Annotated in this window: 18 protein-coding genes; 14 read left to right on the top strand and 4 right to left on the bottom strand. The window is 42.5% G+C overall.

The window, feature by feature from the left end; translation table 11 throughout:
* Positions 1-36 precede the first annotated feature (36 nt).
* From FUA25_RS00940 to FUA25_RS00925, 4 genes are all read right to left on the bottom strand, one after another.
* On the bottom strand, positions 37-1125 hold the full coding sequence (locus FUA25_RS00940; RefSeq protein ID WP_147755024.1) for an efflux RND transporter periplasmic adaptor subunit: 1089 nt from the start codon (positions 1123-1125) through the stop codon (positions 37-39).
* 261 nt (positions 1126-1386) lie between these two features.
* A complete protein-coding gene (locus FUA25_RS00935; RefSeq protein ID WP_228411615.1) occupies positions 1387-2697 on the bottom strand; it encodes a TolC family protein in 1311 nt (436 codons plus the stop codon).
* A 229-nt stretch (positions 2698-2926) separates the two neighbouring features.
* Positions 2927-3244, bottom strand: a complete 318-nt coding sequence (locus tag FUA25_RS00930; protein ID WP_147755023.1) for a rhodanese-like domain-containing protein — start codon at positions 3242-3244, stop codon at positions 2927-2929.
* A 65-nt stretch (positions 3245-3309) separates the two neighbouring features.
* Positions 3310-3921, bottom strand: a complete 612-nt coding sequence (locus tag FUA25_RS00925) for a Crp/Fnr family transcriptional regulator (RefSeq protein WP_228411614.1) — start codon at positions 3919-3921, stop codon at positions 3310-3312.
* A gap of 274 nt (positions 3922-4195) precedes the next feature.
* On the opposite strand from FUA25_RS00925, the gene FUA25_RS00920 reads away from it, so the two are divergent.
* The 14 genes from FUA25_RS00920 to FUA25_RS00855 all read left to right on the top strand — a co-directional run bounded on the left by FUA25_RS00920 (position 4196) and on the right by FUA25_RS00855 (position 18505).
* The gene (locus FUA25_RS00920; protein ID WP_147755022.1) at positions 4196-4459 is read left to right on the top strand and encodes a YHS domain-containing protein; all 264 of its coding nucleotides are present in this window, start codon (positions 4196-4198) and stop codon (positions 4457-4459) included.
* Positions 4449-5132, top strand: a complete 684-nt coding sequence (locus FUA25_RS00915) for an SCO family protein (RefSeq protein WP_147755021.1) — start codon at positions 4449-4451, stop codon at positions 5130-5132. Before FUA25_RS00920 ends, FUA25_RS00915 begins: the two co-directional genes overlap by 11 nt.
* 167 nt (positions 5133-5299) lie before the next feature.
* A complete protein-coding gene (locus FUA25_RS00910; RefSeq protein ID WP_147755020.1) occupies positions 5300-5785 on the top strand; it encodes a hypothetical protein in 486 nt (161 codons plus the stop codon).
* Between the two features lie 43 nt (positions 5786-5828).
* Complete coding sequence (locus tag FUA25_RS00905; RefSeq protein WP_147755019.1) at positions 5829-6551, top strand: phytanoyl-CoA dioxygenase family protein; 723 nt, start codon at positions 5829-5831, stop codon at positions 6549-6551.
* A 426-nt stretch (positions 6552-6977) separates the two neighbouring features.
* On the top strand, positions 6978-8105 hold the full coding sequence (locus FUA25_RS00900; protein WP_147755018.1) for a hybrid sensor histidine kinase/response regulator: 1128 nt from the start codon (positions 6978-6980) through the stop codon (positions 8103-8105).
* A gap of 8 nt (positions 8106-8113) precedes the next feature.
* The gene (locus tag FUA25_RS00895; protein ID WP_147755017.1) at positions 8114-11698 is read left to right on the top strand and encodes a response regulator; all 3585 of its coding nucleotides are present in this window, start codon (positions 8114-8116) and stop codon (positions 11696-11698) included.
* 11 nt (positions 11699-11709) lie between these two features.
* Entirely contained in the window at positions 11710-12084 is a 375-nt protein-coding gene (locus FUA25_RS00890; protein WP_147755016.1) for a response regulator, read from the top strand.
* Positions 12085-12086: 2 nt separating this feature from the next.
* Positions 12087-12905 carry a CheR family methyltransferase gene (locus FUA25_RS00885; RefSeq protein ID WP_147755015.1) on the top strand — a complete coding sequence of 273 codons (819 nt, stop codon included), beginning with the start codon at positions 12087-12089 and terminating at the stop codon, positions 12903-12905.
* 1 nt (position 12906) lies between these two features.
* Positions 12907-13473, top strand: a complete 567-nt coding sequence (locus FUA25_RS00880) for a chemotaxis protein CheB (RefSeq protein WP_147755014.1) — start codon at positions 12907-12909, stop codon at positions 13471-13473.
* Positions 13470-13856, top strand: coding sequence for a response regulator (locus FUA25_RS00875; RefSeq protein ID WP_147755013.1), 387 nt, complete (start codon positions 13470-13472; stop codon positions 13854-13856). Before FUA25_RS00880 ends, FUA25_RS00875 begins: the two co-directional genes overlap by 4 nt.
* A gap of 31 nt (positions 13857-13887) precedes the next feature.
* Complete coding sequence (gene rlmF / locus FUA25_RS00870) at positions 13888-14862, top strand: 23S rRNA (adenine(1618)-N(6))-methyltransferase RlmF (RefSeq protein ID WP_147755012.1); 975 nt, start codon at positions 13888-13890, stop codon at positions 14860-14862.
* Between the two features lie 50 nt (positions 14863-14912).
* Positions 14913-15575: a hypothetical protein gene (locus FUA25_RS00865; protein ID WP_147755011.1), complete on the top strand. Its 663-nt coding sequence runs from the start codon at positions 14913-14915 to the stop codon at positions 15573-15575.
* A gap of 242 nt (positions 15576-15817) precedes the next feature.
* Positions 15818-16960, top strand: coding sequence for a vWA domain-containing protein (locus FUA25_RS00860; RefSeq protein ID WP_147755010.1), 1143 nt, complete (start codon positions 15818-15820; stop codon positions 16958-16960).
* A gap of 90 nt (positions 16961-17050) precedes the next feature.
* Entirely contained in the window at positions 17051-18505 is a 1455-nt protein-coding gene (locus FUA25_RS00855) for a sigma 54-interacting transcriptional regulator (protein WP_147755009.1), read from the top strand.
* Positions 18506-18516: the final 11 nt, after the last annotated feature.

Below are 18516 nucleotides of genomic sequence, written 5' to 3'. Positions count from 1 at the left end.
AAGTAAAACCAGCAACGCGTATCCCGAAACTTGAATTTATTTTAAAGTTACTTTTGCTCCGTTATACAATTTACCAAAAGCTGAAACGATGTAAGGTTCTTTTGAATTTAAACCTGATACCACTTCTACCTGATCTCCTGCTGTTTTACCTGTTTTTAACCAGCGCAAAACGGCTGTGTTTTGGGAACTCACCACATAAACTCCTGTTAACTGTCCGTTTTGTACCACAGCAGATTTTGGAATCATGACCGTTTCCTGAAAATCCTGATTGATTTTCCCTGAATTTTTAAACGGAAACTGTACATTCACAAACATTCCCGGCAGCAGATCACCAGAAGCGGGAATATTAATTTTCACCATATACTGGCCACCGGTGTTTGCAGCAGATTTGCTGATTTCGGAAACCGTTCCACCAATGGTTTTGCCGACGGATTTCATCGTCACCTGAACCGGCATACCTTGCCGGATCAGCGTAATGTATTGCTCGGAAACCAAAACCTGCGCCTGTAAAGCTCCTGAGGATTCTATCGTGAGCAAAGGCATTCCCGGACTTGCCATATCGCCCTGCTCGGCGAATTTCGCGGTGATGGTTCCGGAAATCGGAGCGGTAATATTGGTGTATCTGTATTGAGAATTCACTTCGTTTTTCATTTGCTGGGCGACCTGTAAACCTGCCTGCGCCATTTCGTAACGCGCTCTCATATCATCTAATTCTTTTTGCGATGCACTTTGATTCTTATATAAATTCTGGTACCTCGCGTAATCTTTTTTAGCAATATTGAACTGAGCCTGAGCCTGCGAAATCTGCGCACTTGCCTGACCGCCTTTTGCCTGAATATCAGTAGAATTGATACTCACCAAACCTTGTCCTGCTCTTACGTTCTGCCCGACTTCTGCCCTCATAGATGTGATGTAACCCATCATTCGGGTAGAAACATTTACGGAATTTTTGGCCACCAATTTGCCTGTTGCGGTTGTTGACAAACCAAGAGCGTTACCTGATGATTTATTTACAGTTACCGCAATGGGTGCATCGGTGTTTTGTACCGATTTTTTTTCGTCTGATGAACAGCTGCTTAAAAGCAATGCTGATAAAAGGAGACCGGAATAAAGGTATGTTTTCATAATTTTTTACTTTTTTCTGAAGCTTGCCTAGTATTTTAACCCTGACAATGTTGCTCGGTTTTTATTTTCTTTACTTTCTATGTTAAAATCAACATTTTACATTTTGACGGCGTGTTGATAGCCCCGATGGAAACGGCATCCTTTTTCTTTTTTTGGAAGGGAAAAGCGCCGGGAAAAAGAAAAAGATATAGTGGACAGCGGGAATTGCTCCTAAAAAAAATGAAGTAAACAACTCCCAAGTTCTTTTGTTCACCGCAATACCTAATTCTTTAAAAATTTATAATATTCTACAGCGGTATTGTACTCATAAATGGCCTGTATGTGCTCCAGTTCTTTTTGTGACATTTGGGTTTCGGCGGTGAGCAGATCGGCAGATTTTTCAAGACCCTGGTCATAGCGGTTTTTGCGGATCCGGTAGGCTTCTTTATTTTGTTCCCAGGCCATTTTCGTTAGATTTACCTTATTTTCAGCATCCTGAACCTGACGCGAAATTTTCTGGAGTTCTAACTGGCTTTGCTTCTCGTACTGCTGAATTTCGGTTTGGGCTTTGCTCAGTTCCGCTTTTAATCGCTGCTGTTCGCTTTTGGATTTCAGACCATCGAAAACATTCCACGAAAGTTGGATTCCTGCCAAATATCCGTTGGCATCAAACTGTGCTATTTTGTTATCGTACATCTCGAAACTTCCGAATGCATTAAGTTTTGGGAGAAATTTCGCCTGCGAAGATTTGATCATCAAATCATAAGCTTCCAGAGATTTCTGGTAGGCCAGTAAATCTTTTCTGTTGGAATTCAAAGCAGGATTGCTCTCTACAATATTTTCATGATATTCCAATGTTTCCGTTGGTTTCAGGACTTTGTTCCCGTAATTTTCGTCGAGCAGAAAATAGAGATAATCGGAGGCATTTTTAATATTGGATTTGGCATAAGCAATCTGATTTTCGATTTCTTTCAGTCGTACATCCATATACAAAACTTCAGATTTCTGAATGATGCCATTTTTGTAATAATTGTCGATGACCTTCTTGTTGGCCATCGTAGTTTTTCGGGCATTCTCTAAAGTCCCGACTGTTTTATAGGCCATTTGCAGCGTCATATATGCTTTTTTAAGCTCAAACTGAACGCTTTCTCTGGTTCTTTCGGTTTTGATTTTCAAAACATCGGATTTGATCTGTCCGGCTTTTTTCTGATAAACCGCATCGATATTGATGAGGGGTTGCTGAATTTCTAATTTGGTGGCAAAATTGGAAATGCTTTTAGGAGAATTGAGGTTATCGGGATTGAAATCCATCATTGTAATCCTTTCCTGATTGAGCTTTGAGCCAAATGCATACAGCGGATTATTGGTGTTTGAAAAGGTGTAAGATGCGTTGATATTCGGGAGATACATCGCTCTTGTTCCCAACAGTTCAGCATCGGCAAGTTCGGCTTCTTTTTGCGCCATTTTTACCTGAAGGTTGTTATCGATAATTTTCTGCTCCAGTTCGGTTTGGGAAATCCGGACGGTATCCTGCGAAAATATTTGGTGAAAGGTGGTAACTGATAAAATAAGTACCCAGACTTTTTGCATCATCTTTAATTTTTTGCAAAGTTAGACTGGTGGAAACGGCTGCACAGTAACCTATATCACATAGGCCAATAATTTACATCAAAAGACATATTTTTTTAAAAATTTCATAAAAAAACCGCCCGTATAGGCGGCTACAATTATAATGATGAAATTCGGTATCATTTTGATCTGAGAATCCACCGTTCGGATTTTTGAAGTATCAAAAAATCAGACTCTGATTTCTGCTGTATTCTTACGATGATAGTTTAGCGTTCAAACTGCTCCATCCTCCGCCATTGTGTACATTCCCGTAACCGTTATTCTGGAGAATGGTTTTTGCAGTCGCACTTCTCATCCCTGATGCGCAACAGGTAATGATGGGTTTGTCTTTATTCTTTAATTTTGAAAGGTTGCTTTGAAGCTGATCAACAGGAATATTGACGGAGTTTTTGATATGTCCGTCAGCATATTCGTTTTTGCTTCTTACATCAAGAATAACAGCACCTTGCTTTACAAGATCTGCATAATCGGTTTTATCCATACCGAAAAGGTTTTTTATTGCATCTAACATTGTTGTTTATTTAAAATTAATGATGCAAAAGTACAGTCTTTGTAGCAGCGTGTCAGTGATGTCAGTTACAGAAGGGTAATTTTATTTCGGGAAAGTTTTATTTTGCCCTCGGTTTCTATCTGTTTCAGCACGCGGCTTACCGCTTCTCTCGTTATGCCGAGCTCGTCTGCAAGCTGCTGATGCGTAACAGAAAGTTCTTTAGATTTATACAGCTGTGATTTCTGATCTAATAAATATAAAAGTCTCACATCTACTTTTTGGAAAGCAATTGAATTTACCATGTTTACCAAATCCTCAAACCTTTTGTGATACAACTGGAAAACAAAAGTAGACCATTCCGGATATTTTGTCAGCCATTCCTTGCCTTTTGAAAGTGACAGCATCAGAATTTCAGCATCCTCCTCCACAATGGCCTTGACTTTGGAAGTGTCCTGGGCAAGCCCTGAAAGTATGGATGAAATACAGCTTTCTCCGGGTGTGAGGTAATACAAAAGGATTTCTCTTCCGTCTTCTTCAGTTCTTACCACCTTAACACTTCCCGACATTACCAGCGGAATGTAATTTACATAGGAATTAATATCCAAAATAACCGAACCTGCCGGGAAATGTTTCAGATCTCGGCTCGCTGAAATCTCTTTTTTGAATTCCGGATCTGCTATATCATAAATATTCATCATCAAATATAAATATAATTGGTGAAAAGCGCAGCACACGGTTTATCACTTAAATGTAGTATTGTATTTCAAAGAAATTTGTAAAAAGCTGCATAATTGCTGGTAAATGACAAAAAGGGAATTTGCCTTTGGTTAACAACTCAACCTAAAAGAAATAATAGATCAGGTAAAGTATCATCCTTAAAAATAAAATCTTAACACCGTATATTTGCAAAAGCATGGCATTGAGCTTTTACCCGCAACTATAACATTCTGCAACCATTTAATTATCCTTAAAATGAAAATACTGATCATAACAGCACTGCTTACAATATCAACCACCTCATGCGCTCAGGAAACCCCAAAAGTAAAGCATGTTAAAAAGAAAACGGAAACCAATTTAAAAGGAGTAAAAGTCGTTAATACTGAAGACCCTGTCTGTCATATGAAGACAGCAGAATTCCTCAAAGATACCGCTGTTTATAAAGGAAAAACATACGGATTCTGCAGCGCCCATTGCAAATCTGAATTCAAAAAAAATCCTCAGAAATATGAAAAATAACATAAAAAGGGAGCAGACACACAGGAACAAAATCATCATTCCCCTCATCGTAATTGCTCTCCTTGTTGTTGGTATTTCCCTTGGTAGGAGCTATTTCAGGAAAAACCTTTACACCGTCATGAAGGTTCCGGAGTTTAAACTCACCGACCAGAACAGTAAAAAAATCAGCAACAAGGATATGCTCGGAAAAGTATATCTCGTAGAGTTCTTTTACAGCCGCTGTCCAACAATTTGCCCGGTGATGAACTCCAATATGAAATATATTGAATCGCAGATCAACGATCGGGACTTCGGCATTATTTCAGTGAGCATCGACCCTACACATGACACGCCGGAATTATTGAAAGACCACGCCAGAATGTTAGGGGTGAAATCTGCCAACTGGCATTTTCTTACGGGAGACAGAACTTATATTGATAATATGGCAGACCAATTCAATATTTATGTCGGCGATAAAGAAGATGAAGCGGAAAGTCTCAATCACAGTGGAATGATCGCACTCGTTGATAAAAAAGGCAATATTCGATCGAGATTTGATGAAAACAATATGCCTATCCTCTACTATTCGGGACTGAATTATGAAGAGCCTGAAGGGAAGATTCCAAACCTGCGGGGCAAATATCACCCCGATCGCGAGAAACTGATTGAAGACATTAAAAAACTTTTACAGTAATTTATCTACAACAAATAAAAATGATAAGTTTGATTTACTGCCGATGATATAGTAAAGGCTTTCAATGGTTTATTGAATCAACAGCATAGTCAGCCAGTCAACGGTATTAAGCACCCTAATCATAATAAACATCCGCATCAATACAACCTGAATAAAACTAAAACACGATGAAAAAATTATTTTTGATTTTGCTTTTCAGCACAGGAAGTTTGCTCTTCGGCCAAAAAAACATCAGTCTGAATGTTGGTTCCGGTGTACTGCTGGTTAAAAACAATTCCGGAATTAATTACGATGCCGGAATTACTTATGATGTAAGCCCAAGAACCGGAATATACGCCAGTTATAATTACGCACTCATTACAGTTACAGGCACCGGCGACCGCTCGGACCTGAACAGGTTTCAAGTGGGCGGATTCTACAGATTACTCAATGGCTCCACGCAGATTTCATCCGTGGTCGGGTTTTCGGTTTTATCAGCCAATGACCTTACCATTATCGACCGGAAGACAACCTTAGCGACCGATTTGGGACTGGTGATGTTGTTCAATGCCGATAAAAAGTTCAGTTATGGCATCAAATGGCTCAACACTTTCAGTCCGTCGGCAAATGGCGGAATAATGCAGGCCAATATCTGCTTTAACTATCGATTGTAGGATGCAAGGTTTCAGTATTTTTAGCCATTAGCATTATTTGAATATGAAGGATATCACCATAAATAAGCAGGAACTTTCCGACAATGGTTTTACAGTTATTGAAAACGTCTACTCAGCTCGGGAATTACAGGATATTTTAGCTGCCGTAAACAGCGCAGATACTTCGAAGGAGACGTTTAGAAAAACAACCGATCTGTTTGCGATCCGGCAGTTTTTAAAGGAAGTGCCAGCAGTTTTTGACCTTATTTTTACAGATGGGCTCAGAAAATTGGTGAAAGAAATGATGGGCGAACGCTTTTTTGTTGTCAAAAGTATTTATTTTGACAAGCCCGAAGCCTCCAACTGGTACGTTCCATATCATCAGGATCTTACCATTTCTGTAGACAGGAAACTTCAACTCGAGAATTTCGGGCCATGGACTACAAAACAAAACCAGTTTGCAGTTCAGCCACCCACTTCACTTTTGGAAAACATAACAACCATCAGAATTCATCTGGACGATACCAACGAAAATAACGGAGCACTGAGAGTTATTCCCAGATCACATTTAAAGAAAATTTACCGACCCGAAAATATTAACTGGGAAACAGAGACCAAAACGATCTGTCGCGTTCAACAGGGAGGCATCATGCTGATGAAACCGCTGACCTTACACAGTTCGAGCAGGACAACCAACAATAAGAAAAGAAGGGTGATCCATATTGAATTTTCAGATAGAGAACTTCCTTCAGAACTGCAGTGGGCAGAAAGAATCAATTTGAACTGAAATCCCTCTGGACCTGGCAGCATTTATGTGCGTGAGTATAACTTACGATCCCTTTAAGACAATCTTTCAAATATCTTTATCCATTTACTCCTGGTAATAACCTATTATTCCACCCCCAAAAAACAGGATGGCGCTGTCTCGGTTGCGAGAAACCTTCAACCCACAAAGGTTTGCCATTTCTCGCAAACCAGAGACCTTCCTCCCGAAAAGGATGGTCCCGTCTCGGATGCGAGACATGGCCATCCTGCCGTCTCGCAATGATAATTACCATTATTTTAGATGCTTATTGCTGTTAAGGCCATTACAGCAGGCAGATCTTTTGCGGAATTCAATGGTTTTATATGGGGTCACAGTCTTCGACTTTCCATAATTTCAAAAGTATTATCTTTGGTGTCTTTTGTTATACAATTTAATCCTTTTTTATAAATGATCTTAATCGTTGATGATTCACCGGAAAACATTATTTCCTTAAAAAAAGTGCTTGAGAAGAATGATTTTCAGGTAGATACCGCATCATCCGGCGAAGAAGCACTGAAAAAAATCCTAAAAAAATCCTATGTATTGGTCATCCTGGATGTTCAGATGCCGGGAATGGACGGTTTTGAAGTGGCGGAAACGATTTCGGGCTACCGCAAAGCAAAAGAAACGGCCATTATTTTTCTGTCTGCTGCCAGCGCCGATGTTAAAATGATCACCCGCGGCTATTCTTCGGGAGGACTGGATTATATCAGCAAACCTGTGGATATGAACGTCCTGTTGCTGAAAGTACAGACCTTTTACCGGATTTATGAACAGAGCCGCGCGCTCAACGATATGCAGAAAGCATTACGGGAAGAGATTGAATTCCGGAAAGAAGCCGAACGCAAAAAAGACGAATTCATCAGCATCGCCAGTCATGAACTGAAGACCCCAATGACCAGCATCAAAGGGTATATTCAGTTACTGGAGCGCAGTCTGGATAAAAACGATATCCAGACCGTGAAGACCCGGCTGCAGAAAGTACAGGTTCAGATCGAAAAATTAAATCTCCTGATCGCCGACCTTTTGGACATCTCGAAGATAGAAAGCGGCAAACTGAAGTTCAACCGGAAATATTTTCTGTTTGATGAGGTTCTGGATCATATTCTGGAAGTCATGCAACAGTCGAGTCCCCAGGTTAAACTTGTAAAAAAAGGCCAAATTGAAGGTCCTGTTTATGGCGATGAGATGCGTATCGAGCAGGTTATTGTCAACTTCATCACCAATGCAGTGAAGTATGCCCCGGGAACGGAAGAAGTACACATCTGTTCAGAACTGCGCGGCAATGAAATATATTTTTCCGTGAAAGATTTCGGAATCGGTATGTCTGAAGAACACCGTTTAAAAATCTTTGAGAAATTCTACCGGATCGAGGAAACGTCGGAACGTTTTCAGGGACTCGGCATCGGACTGTATATCTGCGAAGAGATCATCGAACGCCATGCCGGAAAAATCGGGGTCAACAGCACGCCTGGCCAGGGATCTGAATTTTATTTTAAATTGCCATTACATCCTGAAAAGGAAAAAAATCAATAACCTACAATATGACTTTTAAAAGAAATCTCCTCTACGGTCTGGGATTATCACTTATCCTGTTATTCATAAGTTCGTTTGCATCGTATATCAGTATTAAAAATCTGATTGATAGTTCGGAGATGGTCCGCAAAAGTAACCGAACCATCAAAGATCTGGAAAGTGTCCTTTCTTTGGTGAAGGATGCTGAAACCGGCCAACGCGGGTTTCTCCTGACGGGCGATCCGGTGTTTCTGGAACCGTATACCACGGCAAAGGAAAAAATAACAGCCGGCATTGAGGGCCTATCCTCTGAGATTTCTCCAACTGGTTTCCAAAAAGGCAATTTCAAGAAACTGCAGATAAACATTCGGACGCGGCTGCAGATCCTGGAACAGAACATTAATTACAAAAAAAAGAATCAAGCCATAACCGCTGAACAGCTGTTGGCGGGTAAAAAACATATGGACGAGATCCGCAGGACTGTGGCCAGCATGCAGACCGAGGAAATGGCCATCCTGAAATCCCGTACCCAAACAATGGAGCAGTTCACATCCTATACTCCTCTGCTGATTATTCTTTCCGCGCTGCTGGCCATTACGATTACCCTCGTGTTTTTCAGAAGAGTTTCACAGGATTTCAGTGAAAAAACCAAGCTCGCCCAAGAACTGAAGATCAAGAATGAGGAGACCGAGAACCGCCTTCTGGCCATTGAAAAGGTGGCTTTGCAGATCTCCGGCGGTGATTACCATATTCTGCTGGATCAGACTGCGAAAGATACGCTGGGCAGTGTTGCCGAACCGCTGAACCATATGGCGGAATCGCTGCAGAATTCATTTCATTCTTTGGAGGAAAAAGAATGGCTGAGTTCGGCCATTGCACAGTTGAATGACCGCACGATGGGAGAAAAGAGCATCGAAACACTGGCATCGGATCTTCTGGAAAGCATTATCCAAAGCACTCAAAGCCGTGTGGCGGCCATCTATCTGCAGGGAGAAGACAACCAACTGCACCTGACCGGCACCTTTGCAGCAGAAAGCGGAATTAAAAAAAACCTTCAGATTGGCGAGGGCATTGCGGGCGAGGCATTCCGGTCTTCCAAACCGATTCTGGTTAAAAATATCACGGACCATGATGCCACCATCAGTTATGCCACCGGACAAACCAAACCGAGAAATATTATAGCCATTCCCATTACAAGGTACCATATTCCGGTTGGGGTCATTGAAGTAGGCGCCACCCACGAATATTCGCAACGCCAGCTTGAATTTTTAGAGGCGGTATCAGGCAATATCGGTCTGGCTTTTCACGGTGCACAGAGCCGTATCAAAATGCAGGAACTTCTGGAAGAAACACAGGCACAGTCTGAAGAACTGCAAACCCAGCATTCAGAACTCGAAAACATCAACGCGGAACTGGAGGCACAATCACAGAAACTGCTGGCATCAGATGAAGAACTTCGCGTACAGCAGGAAGAATTGATGCAAAGCAACCAGGAACTCGAGGAAAGAAGCAGTTTATTGGAAGAAAAAAATGCTCTGATCGAGAAACACAATAATGACATTCAGCAGAAATCGCTGGAACTGGAACAGAGCACGAAATACAAATCTGAATTTCTTGCCAATATGTCGCATGAACTCCGCACCCCGCTCAATTCGATTTTACTCCTTTCCAAATTAATGACCGAAAGTGAAGACCTTGACGAGCAGTATGTGGAGTATGCAGAAGTGATGCAGAGTTCAGGACAAGGCCTGCTCACGCTTATTGACGAAATCTTGGATCTTTCTAAAATTGAATCCGGAAAGATGACGCTGGAAATCGGTGAGGTACCGCTGGAGGAAATAACCAGGGACATGAAGATGCTTTTTGAGCCGATGGCCCGGAATAAAAACCTGCCTTTACATATTGAAACCGAAAAAGAGACCACTCCTGTTCTTCATACTGATAAACTCCGTCTGGAACAGATCCTGAAGAATCTCCTTTCCAATGCAATTAAATTCACATCCGAAGGCAGCATAACGATGCAGGTTTCTAATGACGAGTCGAAGGAAAATATCATCTTCAGGGTTACAGACACGGGTATTGGTATTCCAAAAGACAAACTTCGGCTGGTATTTGAAGCCTTTCAGCAGGCCGACGGCTCTACACAGCGCAAATATGGCGGCACAGGACTTGGGCTTTCCATCAGCCGTGAACTTAGCCGTTTACTCGGAGGAAAAATTGACCTGAAAAGTACCGAAGGCGCAGGCAGCGAATTTACGCTGACGGTTCCCGTGGATGCTGCAACGGTTCAGACCAGCCAGCAAACCGACGATCAGGACGAAAATCCGGTAACACCCGAAGAGACATTACCTGAGACACCGGTTAGATTTATCGCTGACCATATTCCCCAACCCATTCCGGATGACCGGGAGGATATCAGGGAGGGCGATAAAGTGATTCTCATCATTGAAGACGATACCGCTTTTGCGAAAATACTTTTAGATTACTCGAGAACGAAAAATTACAAAGGGATTGTGGCTGTTCGCGGCGATGCAGGTATCGAAATGGCGAAGCAGTTTATGCCGCTCGCTATACTTTTGGATATTCAGCTACCTGTAATGGACGGTTGGCAGGTAATGGAAGTGCTGAAATCGGATCCTCAGACCAAACCGATCCCGGTGCACATCATGTCCTCCATGAAATTCAAACAGGAAAGTTTACTGAGAGGCGCGGTGGATTTCATCAACAAACCGTTTGCTCTGGATCAGATGCAGGAAATCTTCAGCAAACTGGAGAATGCCCTCAACCGCTCGCCTAAAAAAGTACTGATTGTTGAAGAAAATGAGCAGCATGCCAAAGCCCTCAGCTATTTCTTAAGTGCGAACAACATCACGACCGATATTGCGAACAATGTTTCAGACAGCATTGAATCGCTGCATAACCGGGAAATCGACTGCGTCATCCTCGACATGGGTGTTCCGGACAGAAATGCATACGACACCCTTGAAACCATTAAACAGAACAAGGGCCTCGAGCACCTTCCGATTATTGTATTTACCGGTAAAAATCTTTCGCAGGGAGAAGAAAACCGCATTAAAAAATATGCTGATTCCATTGTGGTAAAAACGGCCTACTCCTACCAGCGTATTCTGGATGAAGCAGGACTGTTCCTTCATCTTGTTGAAGAAAAAAACAGAAAAAAACACCAGAAAATTTCAGGATCTGAACATGAGGGCGAACTGCGCAACATTCTGAAAGACAAAACCGTGCTGATTGCAGACGATGACGTGCGGAATATCTTTTCGCTCACCAAAGCATTGGAACTGCAGGGAATGAATGTCATACCCGCAATGGACGGAAAAGAAGCCCTTGCCGTACTCAATCAGGACCCTGCTGCAATCGATGTTGTTCTGATGGATATGATGATGCCAGAAATGGATGGCTACGAAACCATCCGCGAAATAAGGTCTTCCTCTCTGTTTACGAACCTTCCTGTTCTGGCGGTCACCTCGAAAGCGATGATGGGCGACCGGGAAAAATGTATTGCCGTGGGCGCGTCCGACTATATCTCAAAACCTGTGGATATTGATCAGTTGGTTTCCCTGTTAAGAGTTTGGCTGTACGATAAAATATAAAGTTTCAGTATATGAAAATTGAAAAAGAAATTCTCATCATCGATGATGATCCTAAAAATATATTTGCCCTTCAGGCTGTTCTGAAAGCCAAAAAATATCAGTGTGTTTCGGCGCTCAGCGCGAAGAAAGGATTTCAGTTGCTTTCTTCTAATAACAATATAGGCATTGTTTTGATGGATATGATGATGCCCGAAATGGATGGTTATGAAGCCATTGCAAAGATGAAATCCGATGAAGAACTGAAACACATTCCGGTTATCGCCGTTACCGCACAGGCCATGACCGGAGACCGGGAAAAATGCCTGGAAGCAGGTGCTGACGGCTACCTGTCGAAGCCTGTAAATGTAGATGAACTGGTACAGCTGCTTAATCAATTAATCCGATAAAGGTGCATTCAGAACAAATTGATGATCACATTGAAACCCTGCTTTCAGATGTACTGGAAATTTACGGATACGATTTTACCGGTTATTCCCGGGCATCGCTGAAACGAAGAATTCTGCGTCTTTATGAGATGGACGGTTTTGTAAGTTTTGCAGAATACCGGTACAGGATCAGGACTGACGCCGGCTACTTTAAACGTTTCGTTGAGCAAATTACCATCAATGTTACGGAAATGTTCAGAGATCCCGAGTTTTATAAAACTTTAAGGAACGATATTCTGCCAAGACTCGGGACTTACCCGTTTATCCGCATCTGGGTCGCGGGTTGCAGTACCGGTGAGGAAGCTTACTCGGTCGCCATTTTTTTGAAAGAACTGAACCTCTTGCACAAATCGCTCATCTATGCTACTGACCTCAACAATCTGGTTTTGGAAAACGCCTCGCAGGCGATGATCCCGATGAGTAAAATACAGCTTTATACCGAAAATTATATGGCAGCCGGCGGGAGCGAACAGTTCTCCGATTACTACGCTGCCAATTATTCGCTGGGGAAACTCAATGATGAGCTGAAATCAAAAATCATCTTTTCAACGCACAATCTCGTAACCGATCATTCGTTCAATGAATTCCAGCTTATTCTGTGTCGCAATGTCCTTATTTATTTTGACCGCCCGCTGCAGACCAAAGTGTTTGAGCTTTTCGACAATAGTTTGGAAAAATTTGGGTATCTTGCTTTGGGCACAAAAGAAAGCCTGAACTTCTCCCCTGTTTTTGAAAACTTCGAGAAACTGTCAGGTGAAAAAATCTGGCGAAAAATCAAATAAAATGGGATCTTGTGAAGCATTGGTCATCGGTGGCTCAGCCGGCAGTCTGGATGTACTGTTAAAAGTACTTCCGGGTCTTGATCCGTCGCTTGCGTTCCCCATTATCCTCATTCTGCACCGCAAATCCGGCAAAGACAGCATTCTTACCAACCTTTTGGCCTCAAAAACCCGGCTCAAGGTGAAGGAGATTGACGAAAAAGAAAAAGCAACCCCCGGAACCCTTTATATTGCACCGCCAAACTATCATTTACTCATGGAAAACGATCAGACCTTCTCATTGGATGCCTCTGAAAAAGTCAATTTTTCCCGCCCTTCAATTGATGTTGCCTTTGAAAGCGCTGCAGAAGTCTATAAGGAACATCTGGTGGGCCTCCTTCTGTCCGGCGCCAACAGCGACGGGACTATTGGGCTGCAGTGCGTGAAAGAATACGGAGGCAGAGCCATCATTCAAAACCCTGAATCGGCCGTTGCAGGTTATATGCCGGAATATGCACTGGAACATGCAGCCATCGACGACGTATTAAATCCTGAGGAAATGGCAGATTATATCAACAAACTTGCGAAATGACTGAAAGAAATTTAACAAACGGAAAAAAGAAAGTGTTTATTTTCGATGACAATCTGGAAATTCTGGAACTGTGTACGGAGATTTTAAACGATATCGGTTGCGACGTACGAACTTCGCCTACCACCACCAATGTTGAACACCAGATCAAAGGCTACCTTCCTGACCTGATCCTGATGGACAACTGGCTCCCTGACATCAGCGGAATTGAAGCCACAAGACTGATTAAAGAAAACGACGAATTAAAACACATTCCGGTGATTTATTTTACGGCGAACAGCAATATCAGCGAACTTGCTGCAGAAGCCGGCGCAGATGACTATCTTGCGAAGCCGTTTGATATTGACCAGTTTGAATTGACTGTAAAGAAATATACTAGCGGTTAAAATCAGTTTCACGAAACAAAATAAAGACTAAATGTCAACAGATAAAAATACCCAGGACAAAGAAAGACTACACCTCCGGAACAGAAACCGCGAACGTTACGACCTGAATGCCCTGAAGATTGCCGAGCCCGAGCTTGCAAATCACATCAAACCCAATAAATATGGCGACGATTCCGTGGATTTTGCCAATCCTGAAGCGGTAAAGCTTCTCAACAAAGCATTGCTCAGCCATTATTACGGCATTAAAAACTGGGATTTTCCGGCAGAAAATCTTTGTCCCCCCATTCCCGGCAGAGCCGATTACCTGCATTATATGGCAGATCTTTTGGACCAGAGCAATTTCGGAACGGTTCCGAACGGTGATCAGGTGACGGTTCTGGATATCGGTGTTGGCGCAAGCTGCATTTACCCGGTGATTGGCGTGACCGAATATGGCTGGAAATTCATCGGCTCCGATATTGATCCCCAATCCCTTGAATCTGCAAAAAAAATTGTGGAAGCGAATGCCTCGCTTCAGGATAAGATCGAATGCCGCCTGCAGGAAGATCCGGAAGCTTTTTTCAGCGGAATCATCACCGGCGAAGAGAAAATTGATATGGCCATCTGCAATCCGCCTTTTCACTCCACTCCTGAAGAAGCCAAAAAAGGAAGCCGCAGAAAAGTGCAGAACCTGAGCGGAAAGAAAACCAAAACGCCGGAACTGAATTTTGCGGGTATCGGCAGTGAGCTCATCTGCGAGGGGGGCGAATCGGCTTTTATCCAGAAAATGGTAAGGGAAAGCAAAGCGTTCGCGACCAATTTTTACTGGTTTTCGACCCTGGTTTCGAAACAGTCGAACCTGAAAGGCATTTATAAAATCCTGGATGAAATGGAGATCACGCAGATCAAAACCCTTCCACTGGGGACCGGAAACAAATCCAGCCGCGTGATTGCGTGGAGTTTTCTGACCAAAGAAGAGCAGAAAGAATGGCGCGAAACTAGATGGAGAGTTAAGGAAGAGAAATAATTGGAGTTGAGGTTGAATTCAAGTCTAGGTTGAGTACAAGAAATTACTTTATGAAACAACAAATATTGTTTTTGGCACTCATTTCCATCAATATTTTTGGCTGTAAATGCAGTGGAGAACCAGATCTAAAAAGCTCTTTTATAAACGCCGATTTTGTATTTATAGGAAATGTGTATGCTGTAAGTGAAGTACCATCTGGATTTAAAACGGCACATAATGTTTTAAGCAGTATTAAAATTGAAAAAACCTACAAATCAAATTATTATGAAGGGTTTTATCAGGATAATGCAACATTGTTTGGTTCGCCCCTTCGCTCCTGTGATATTTTATTTACTGAAAAAGGTAAGTATCTGATTTTTGCATATTACGATGAGGACACTGGATTTTTATATTCTGACAATTGCTTTTATACCAAAAAATTAAAGGAAATAACTCCGGCCGAATTAATTTTTGTAGATAAGTTAAGTAATAACTTCAAAGAAGAGGCTAGAATTCAAAACTTAAAGAATTTGTCAGCAGACTATTCAGAAGATATTATTATGGATCTTACAACACCAAGCCGAAGAATTAACAAATTAAAAAAAGAAATTTCCGAAATTGAAGATGAACGTAGAAATTTAAAAATAATCGCCGGAATACTGGTAACGTTAACGATCTTAAGTGTATCAGTTTTGATTATAAGTTGGAGGAAAAGAAAGAATTACCGATCGTAAATTAAGTTTTGCTGCATTTGATGTGTTACAAATCCTATTAGAAAATACACCTAACATTGGGATTACATTGATAAAACTGGTACAAATACTATAAAAGTTGAAGTTGCATGCGTGATTAAAAATAGCGGAAATTTTTTATGATGGTTTATAAATTTAATATCACCATCATTACCAATATCTATTTCCTTCCCTTTGCAATGGAACAATATTTCCATAACTTGCCTTTATAAACAGCACAAAAAATGAAGAACAGAGACCTGAATTTCAGTAAAGGCTTTACGTTCACCAAACATACCCCAGAAGAAATCTCCCATTTCGACCGGGTTTTTGATGTTTTCAAGGATCTGCTCACCCACACTTCTGGAGACATTGAGGAGGCTTTTGAATGGCTCGAAATGCTCGATAAGGAATACGATATTTTCACCGATGAATATACGCTCGCAGATTTTGAAGAAGACCTTAAAAAACGCGGATACATCAAGGAAGAAAAAGATCCCGAAGACGGCAACACGGGAACCGGAAAAGGCAAAAACATCCTGACTCCCAAACTCGAAGCCGCTTTGCGCGAGTTTGCGCTTGATCAGATTTTTGGAAAACTTAAAAAAACCGGCATCGGAAACCACCGTACGTCAAAAGTGGGCGTTGGGGACGAACGTGACGGCGAAAACCGTGCCTTTCAGTACGGCGATGACCTCAACACGGTGAACATGACCGAAAGCCTTAAAAATGCCCAGATCAACAACGGAATTTCCGATCTGCGGCTCACGGAAGACGATCTAATCGTGGAGGAAACGCGCCACAAAGCACAGATGAGCACGGTTTTAATGATCGACATCAGCCATTCCATGATCCTGTATGGTGAAGACCGCATCACGCCTGCGAAAAAAGTCGCCATGGCACTCGTGGAACTCATCAGACGGAAATATCCGAAAGACTCCATTGATATTATTGTCTTTGGAAATGAAGCATGGCCGATTAAAATCAAAGACCTCCCCTATTTAAACGTTGGTCCTTATCACACGAATACCGTTGCCGGACTTGAACTGGCGATGGATATCCTCCGCCGGAAAAGAAACACGAACAAACAGATTTTTATGATTACCGACGGGAAACCCAGCTGCATCAAGCTGCCTACCGGAGAATTCTATATGAACAGCAACGGCCTGGACGAAATGATCGTTTCGCAATGCCTTACGAAAGCCGCACAGGCCAGAAAATTGAAGATACCGATCACGACTTTTATGATCGCACAGGATCCTTATCTCCGGAAATTTGTCGAAGCATTTACGGCGCAGAACAGGGGTAAAGCTTTCCTGACAGGCCTTTCCGGTCTCGGAGAAATGATTTTCGAGGATTATGAAAGAAACAGGATCAGGCGAATATAGTTAGAGCCGAGAATCAAGAGCCAAGAGTCGAGAGCCAAGAATCAAGACGTCAGACATTAGACATTAAACATCCATTACCAAGAAAAAAATATGAAAAACGATACGACATTCAAGGAATTAAAGGAATCGGGATATACCCACAAAACCATCAACGAAGAAATTCAGGCGAACCTCATCGCAAAGATCAAAGCCAAAGAACCGGTATTTGAAGGACTTTGGGGGTATGAGGACACTGTAGTTCCACAACTTAAAAAAGCGCTTTTGGCCGGTCATCACATCAACCTGCTCGGTTTGCGCGGACAGGCAAAAACCCGCATCGCGAGAAGCATGGTGAGTCTGCTCGATGAATACATGCCGATTGTAAAAGGATCTGAGATCAACGACAGTCCGTTTCAGCCCATTTCAAAATATGCGCGCGACCTTATTGCCGAAGTGGGCGATGAAACCCCAATCTCCTGGGTGCATCGATCTAACCGTTTCTTTGAAAAACTAGCCACACCCGATGTGAATGTTGCCGATCTGATCGGTGATATCGATCCGATCAAGGCGGCAACGCTGAAATTGCCTTATTCAGACGAACGGGTGCTGCATTACGGCATGATTCCGCGCGCGAACCGCTGCATTTTTGTGCTGAACGAACTTCCCGATTTGCAGGCGAGGATTCAGGTTTCTCTTTTCAATATTTTACAGGAAGGGGATGTTCAGATAAGAGGTTTCCAGCTCCGAATGCCGCTGGATATTCAGTTTCTGTTTACGGCGAATCCGGAAGATTACACGAACCGCGGAAGCATCGTGACCCCGCTGAAAGACCGCATCGGTTCCCAGATTTTTACGCATTATCCAAAAACCATCGCGCTTGCGCGTCAAATTACCGAGCAGGAAGCGCTGATTTCCTCGGAAGATAAAGCCCAGATCACGGTTCCAGGCTTGGCAAAAGACCTTTTGGAAGAAGTCGCATTTGCGGCACGTGAAAGTGAATTTGTGGATGCGAAAAGCGGCGTCAGTGCAAGATTGACGATCTCTGCGATGGAAAATCTGATGGCGACCGCAAAACTCCGTCTGATTGAATCCGAGGTGGAAAAAACCACCGTCCGGCTCGTGGATTTCATGTCCATCGTTCCGTCCATCACCGGAAAGATTGAACTCGTGTACGAAGGCGAACAGGAAGGGGCCGATCATGTGGCAAAACTCCTCATCGATCAGGCCGTGATGGTCCAGTTTGAACAGCTTTTCCCGCGAATTCCGAAACTTGAAAAAGAAGGCATTAAAACGCCTTATACGGATCTGATCAAGTGGTTTAATAAAAACACAGTCGAACTGAATTATACGGACACCGATGCAGAATTTTACACAAAATTAGAGAACATCGCACCACTTTCAGAATTCATTGAAGAATACGCAGACCAACTTAGCGCTGAAGACCAGAACTTCTGCAAAGAACTCATATTATGGGCTCTAACTGTAAGTAAAAAACTGGACCGGTCGGAAAACCAGAATGTATTTACATTCGATTCTGCGGGAATCGGGAAATATTATAGCAATTAATTACCTGCTTT

This window comes from Chryseobacterium sp. (assembly GCF_008014695.1).
Classification (GTDB): Bacteria; Bacteroidota; Bacteroidia; order Flavobacteriales; family Weeksellaceae; genus Kaistella.
Note: the sequence above shows the minus strand (reverse complement) of the source record. Positions and strands in the feature narration are given on the sequence as shown.

Excerpts from the sequence above, each read along its gene's own strand:
- FUA25_RS00940 (WP_147755024.1), bottom strand. The coding sequence starts at position 1,125 with ATGAAAACATACCTTTATTCCGGTCTCCTTTTATCAGCATTGCTTTTA.
- FUA25_RS00935 (WP_228411615.1), bottom strand. The coding sequence starts at position 2,697 with ATGATGCAAAAAGTCTGGGTACTTATTTTATCAGTTACCACCTTTCAC.
- FUA25_RS00930 (WP_147755023.1), bottom strand. The coding sequence starts at position 3,244 with ATGTTAGATGCAATAAAAAACCTTTTCGGTATGGATAAAACCGATTAT.
- FUA25_RS00925 (WP_228411614.1), bottom strand. The coding sequence starts at position 3,921 with ATGATGAATATTTATGATATAGCAGATCCGGAATTCAAAAAAGAGATT.
- FUA25_RS00920 (WP_147755022.1), top strand. The coding sequence starts at position 4,196 with ATGAAAATACTGATCATAACAGCACTGCTTACAATATCAACCACCTCA.
- FUA25_RS00915 (WP_147755021.1), top strand. The coding sequence starts at position 4,449 with ATGAAAAATAACATAAAAAGGGAGCAGACACACAGGAACAAAATCATC.
- FUA25_RS00910 (WP_147755020.1), top strand. The coding sequence starts at position 5,300 with ATGAAAAAATTATTTTTGATTTTGCTTTTCAGCACAGGAAGTTTGCTC.
- FUA25_RS00905 (WP_147755019.1), top strand. The coding sequence starts at position 5,829 with ATGAAGGATATCACCATAAATAAGCAGGAACTTTCCGACAATGGTTTT.
- FUA25_RS00900 (WP_147755018.1), top strand. The coding sequence starts at position 6,978 with ATGATCTTAATCGTTGATGATTCACCGGAAAACATTATTTCCTTAAAA.
- FUA25_RS00895 (WP_147755017.1), top strand. The coding sequence starts at position 8,114 with ATGACTTTTAAAAGAAATCTCCTCTACGGTCTGGGATTATCACTTATC.
- FUA25_RS00890 (WP_147755016.1), top strand. The coding sequence starts at position 11,710 with ATGAAAATTGAAAAAGAAATTCTCATCATCGATGATGATCCTAAAAAT.
- FUA25_RS00880 (WP_147755014.1), top strand. The coding sequence starts at position 12,907 with ATGGGATCTTGTGAAGCATTGGTCATCGGTGGCTCAGCCGGCAGTCTG.
- FUA25_RS00875 (WP_147755013.1), top strand. The coding sequence starts at position 13,470 with ATGACTGAAAGAAATTTAACAAACGGAAAAAAGAAAGTGTTTATTTTC.
- rlmF (WP_147755012.1), top strand. The coding sequence starts at position 13,888 with ATGTCAACAGATAAAAATACCCAGGACAAAGAAAGACTACACCTCCGG.
- FUA25_RS00865 (WP_147755011.1), top strand. The coding sequence starts at position 14,913 with ATGAAACAACAAATATTGTTTTTGGCACTCATTTCCATCAATATTTTT.
- FUA25_RS00860 (WP_147755010.1), top strand. The coding sequence starts at position 15,818 with ATGAAGAACAGAGACCTGAATTTCAGTAAAGGCTTTACGTTCACCAAA.
- FUA25_RS00855 (WP_147755009.1), top strand. The coding sequence starts at position 17,051 with ATGAAAAACGATACGACATTCAAGGAATTAAAGGAATCGGGATATACC.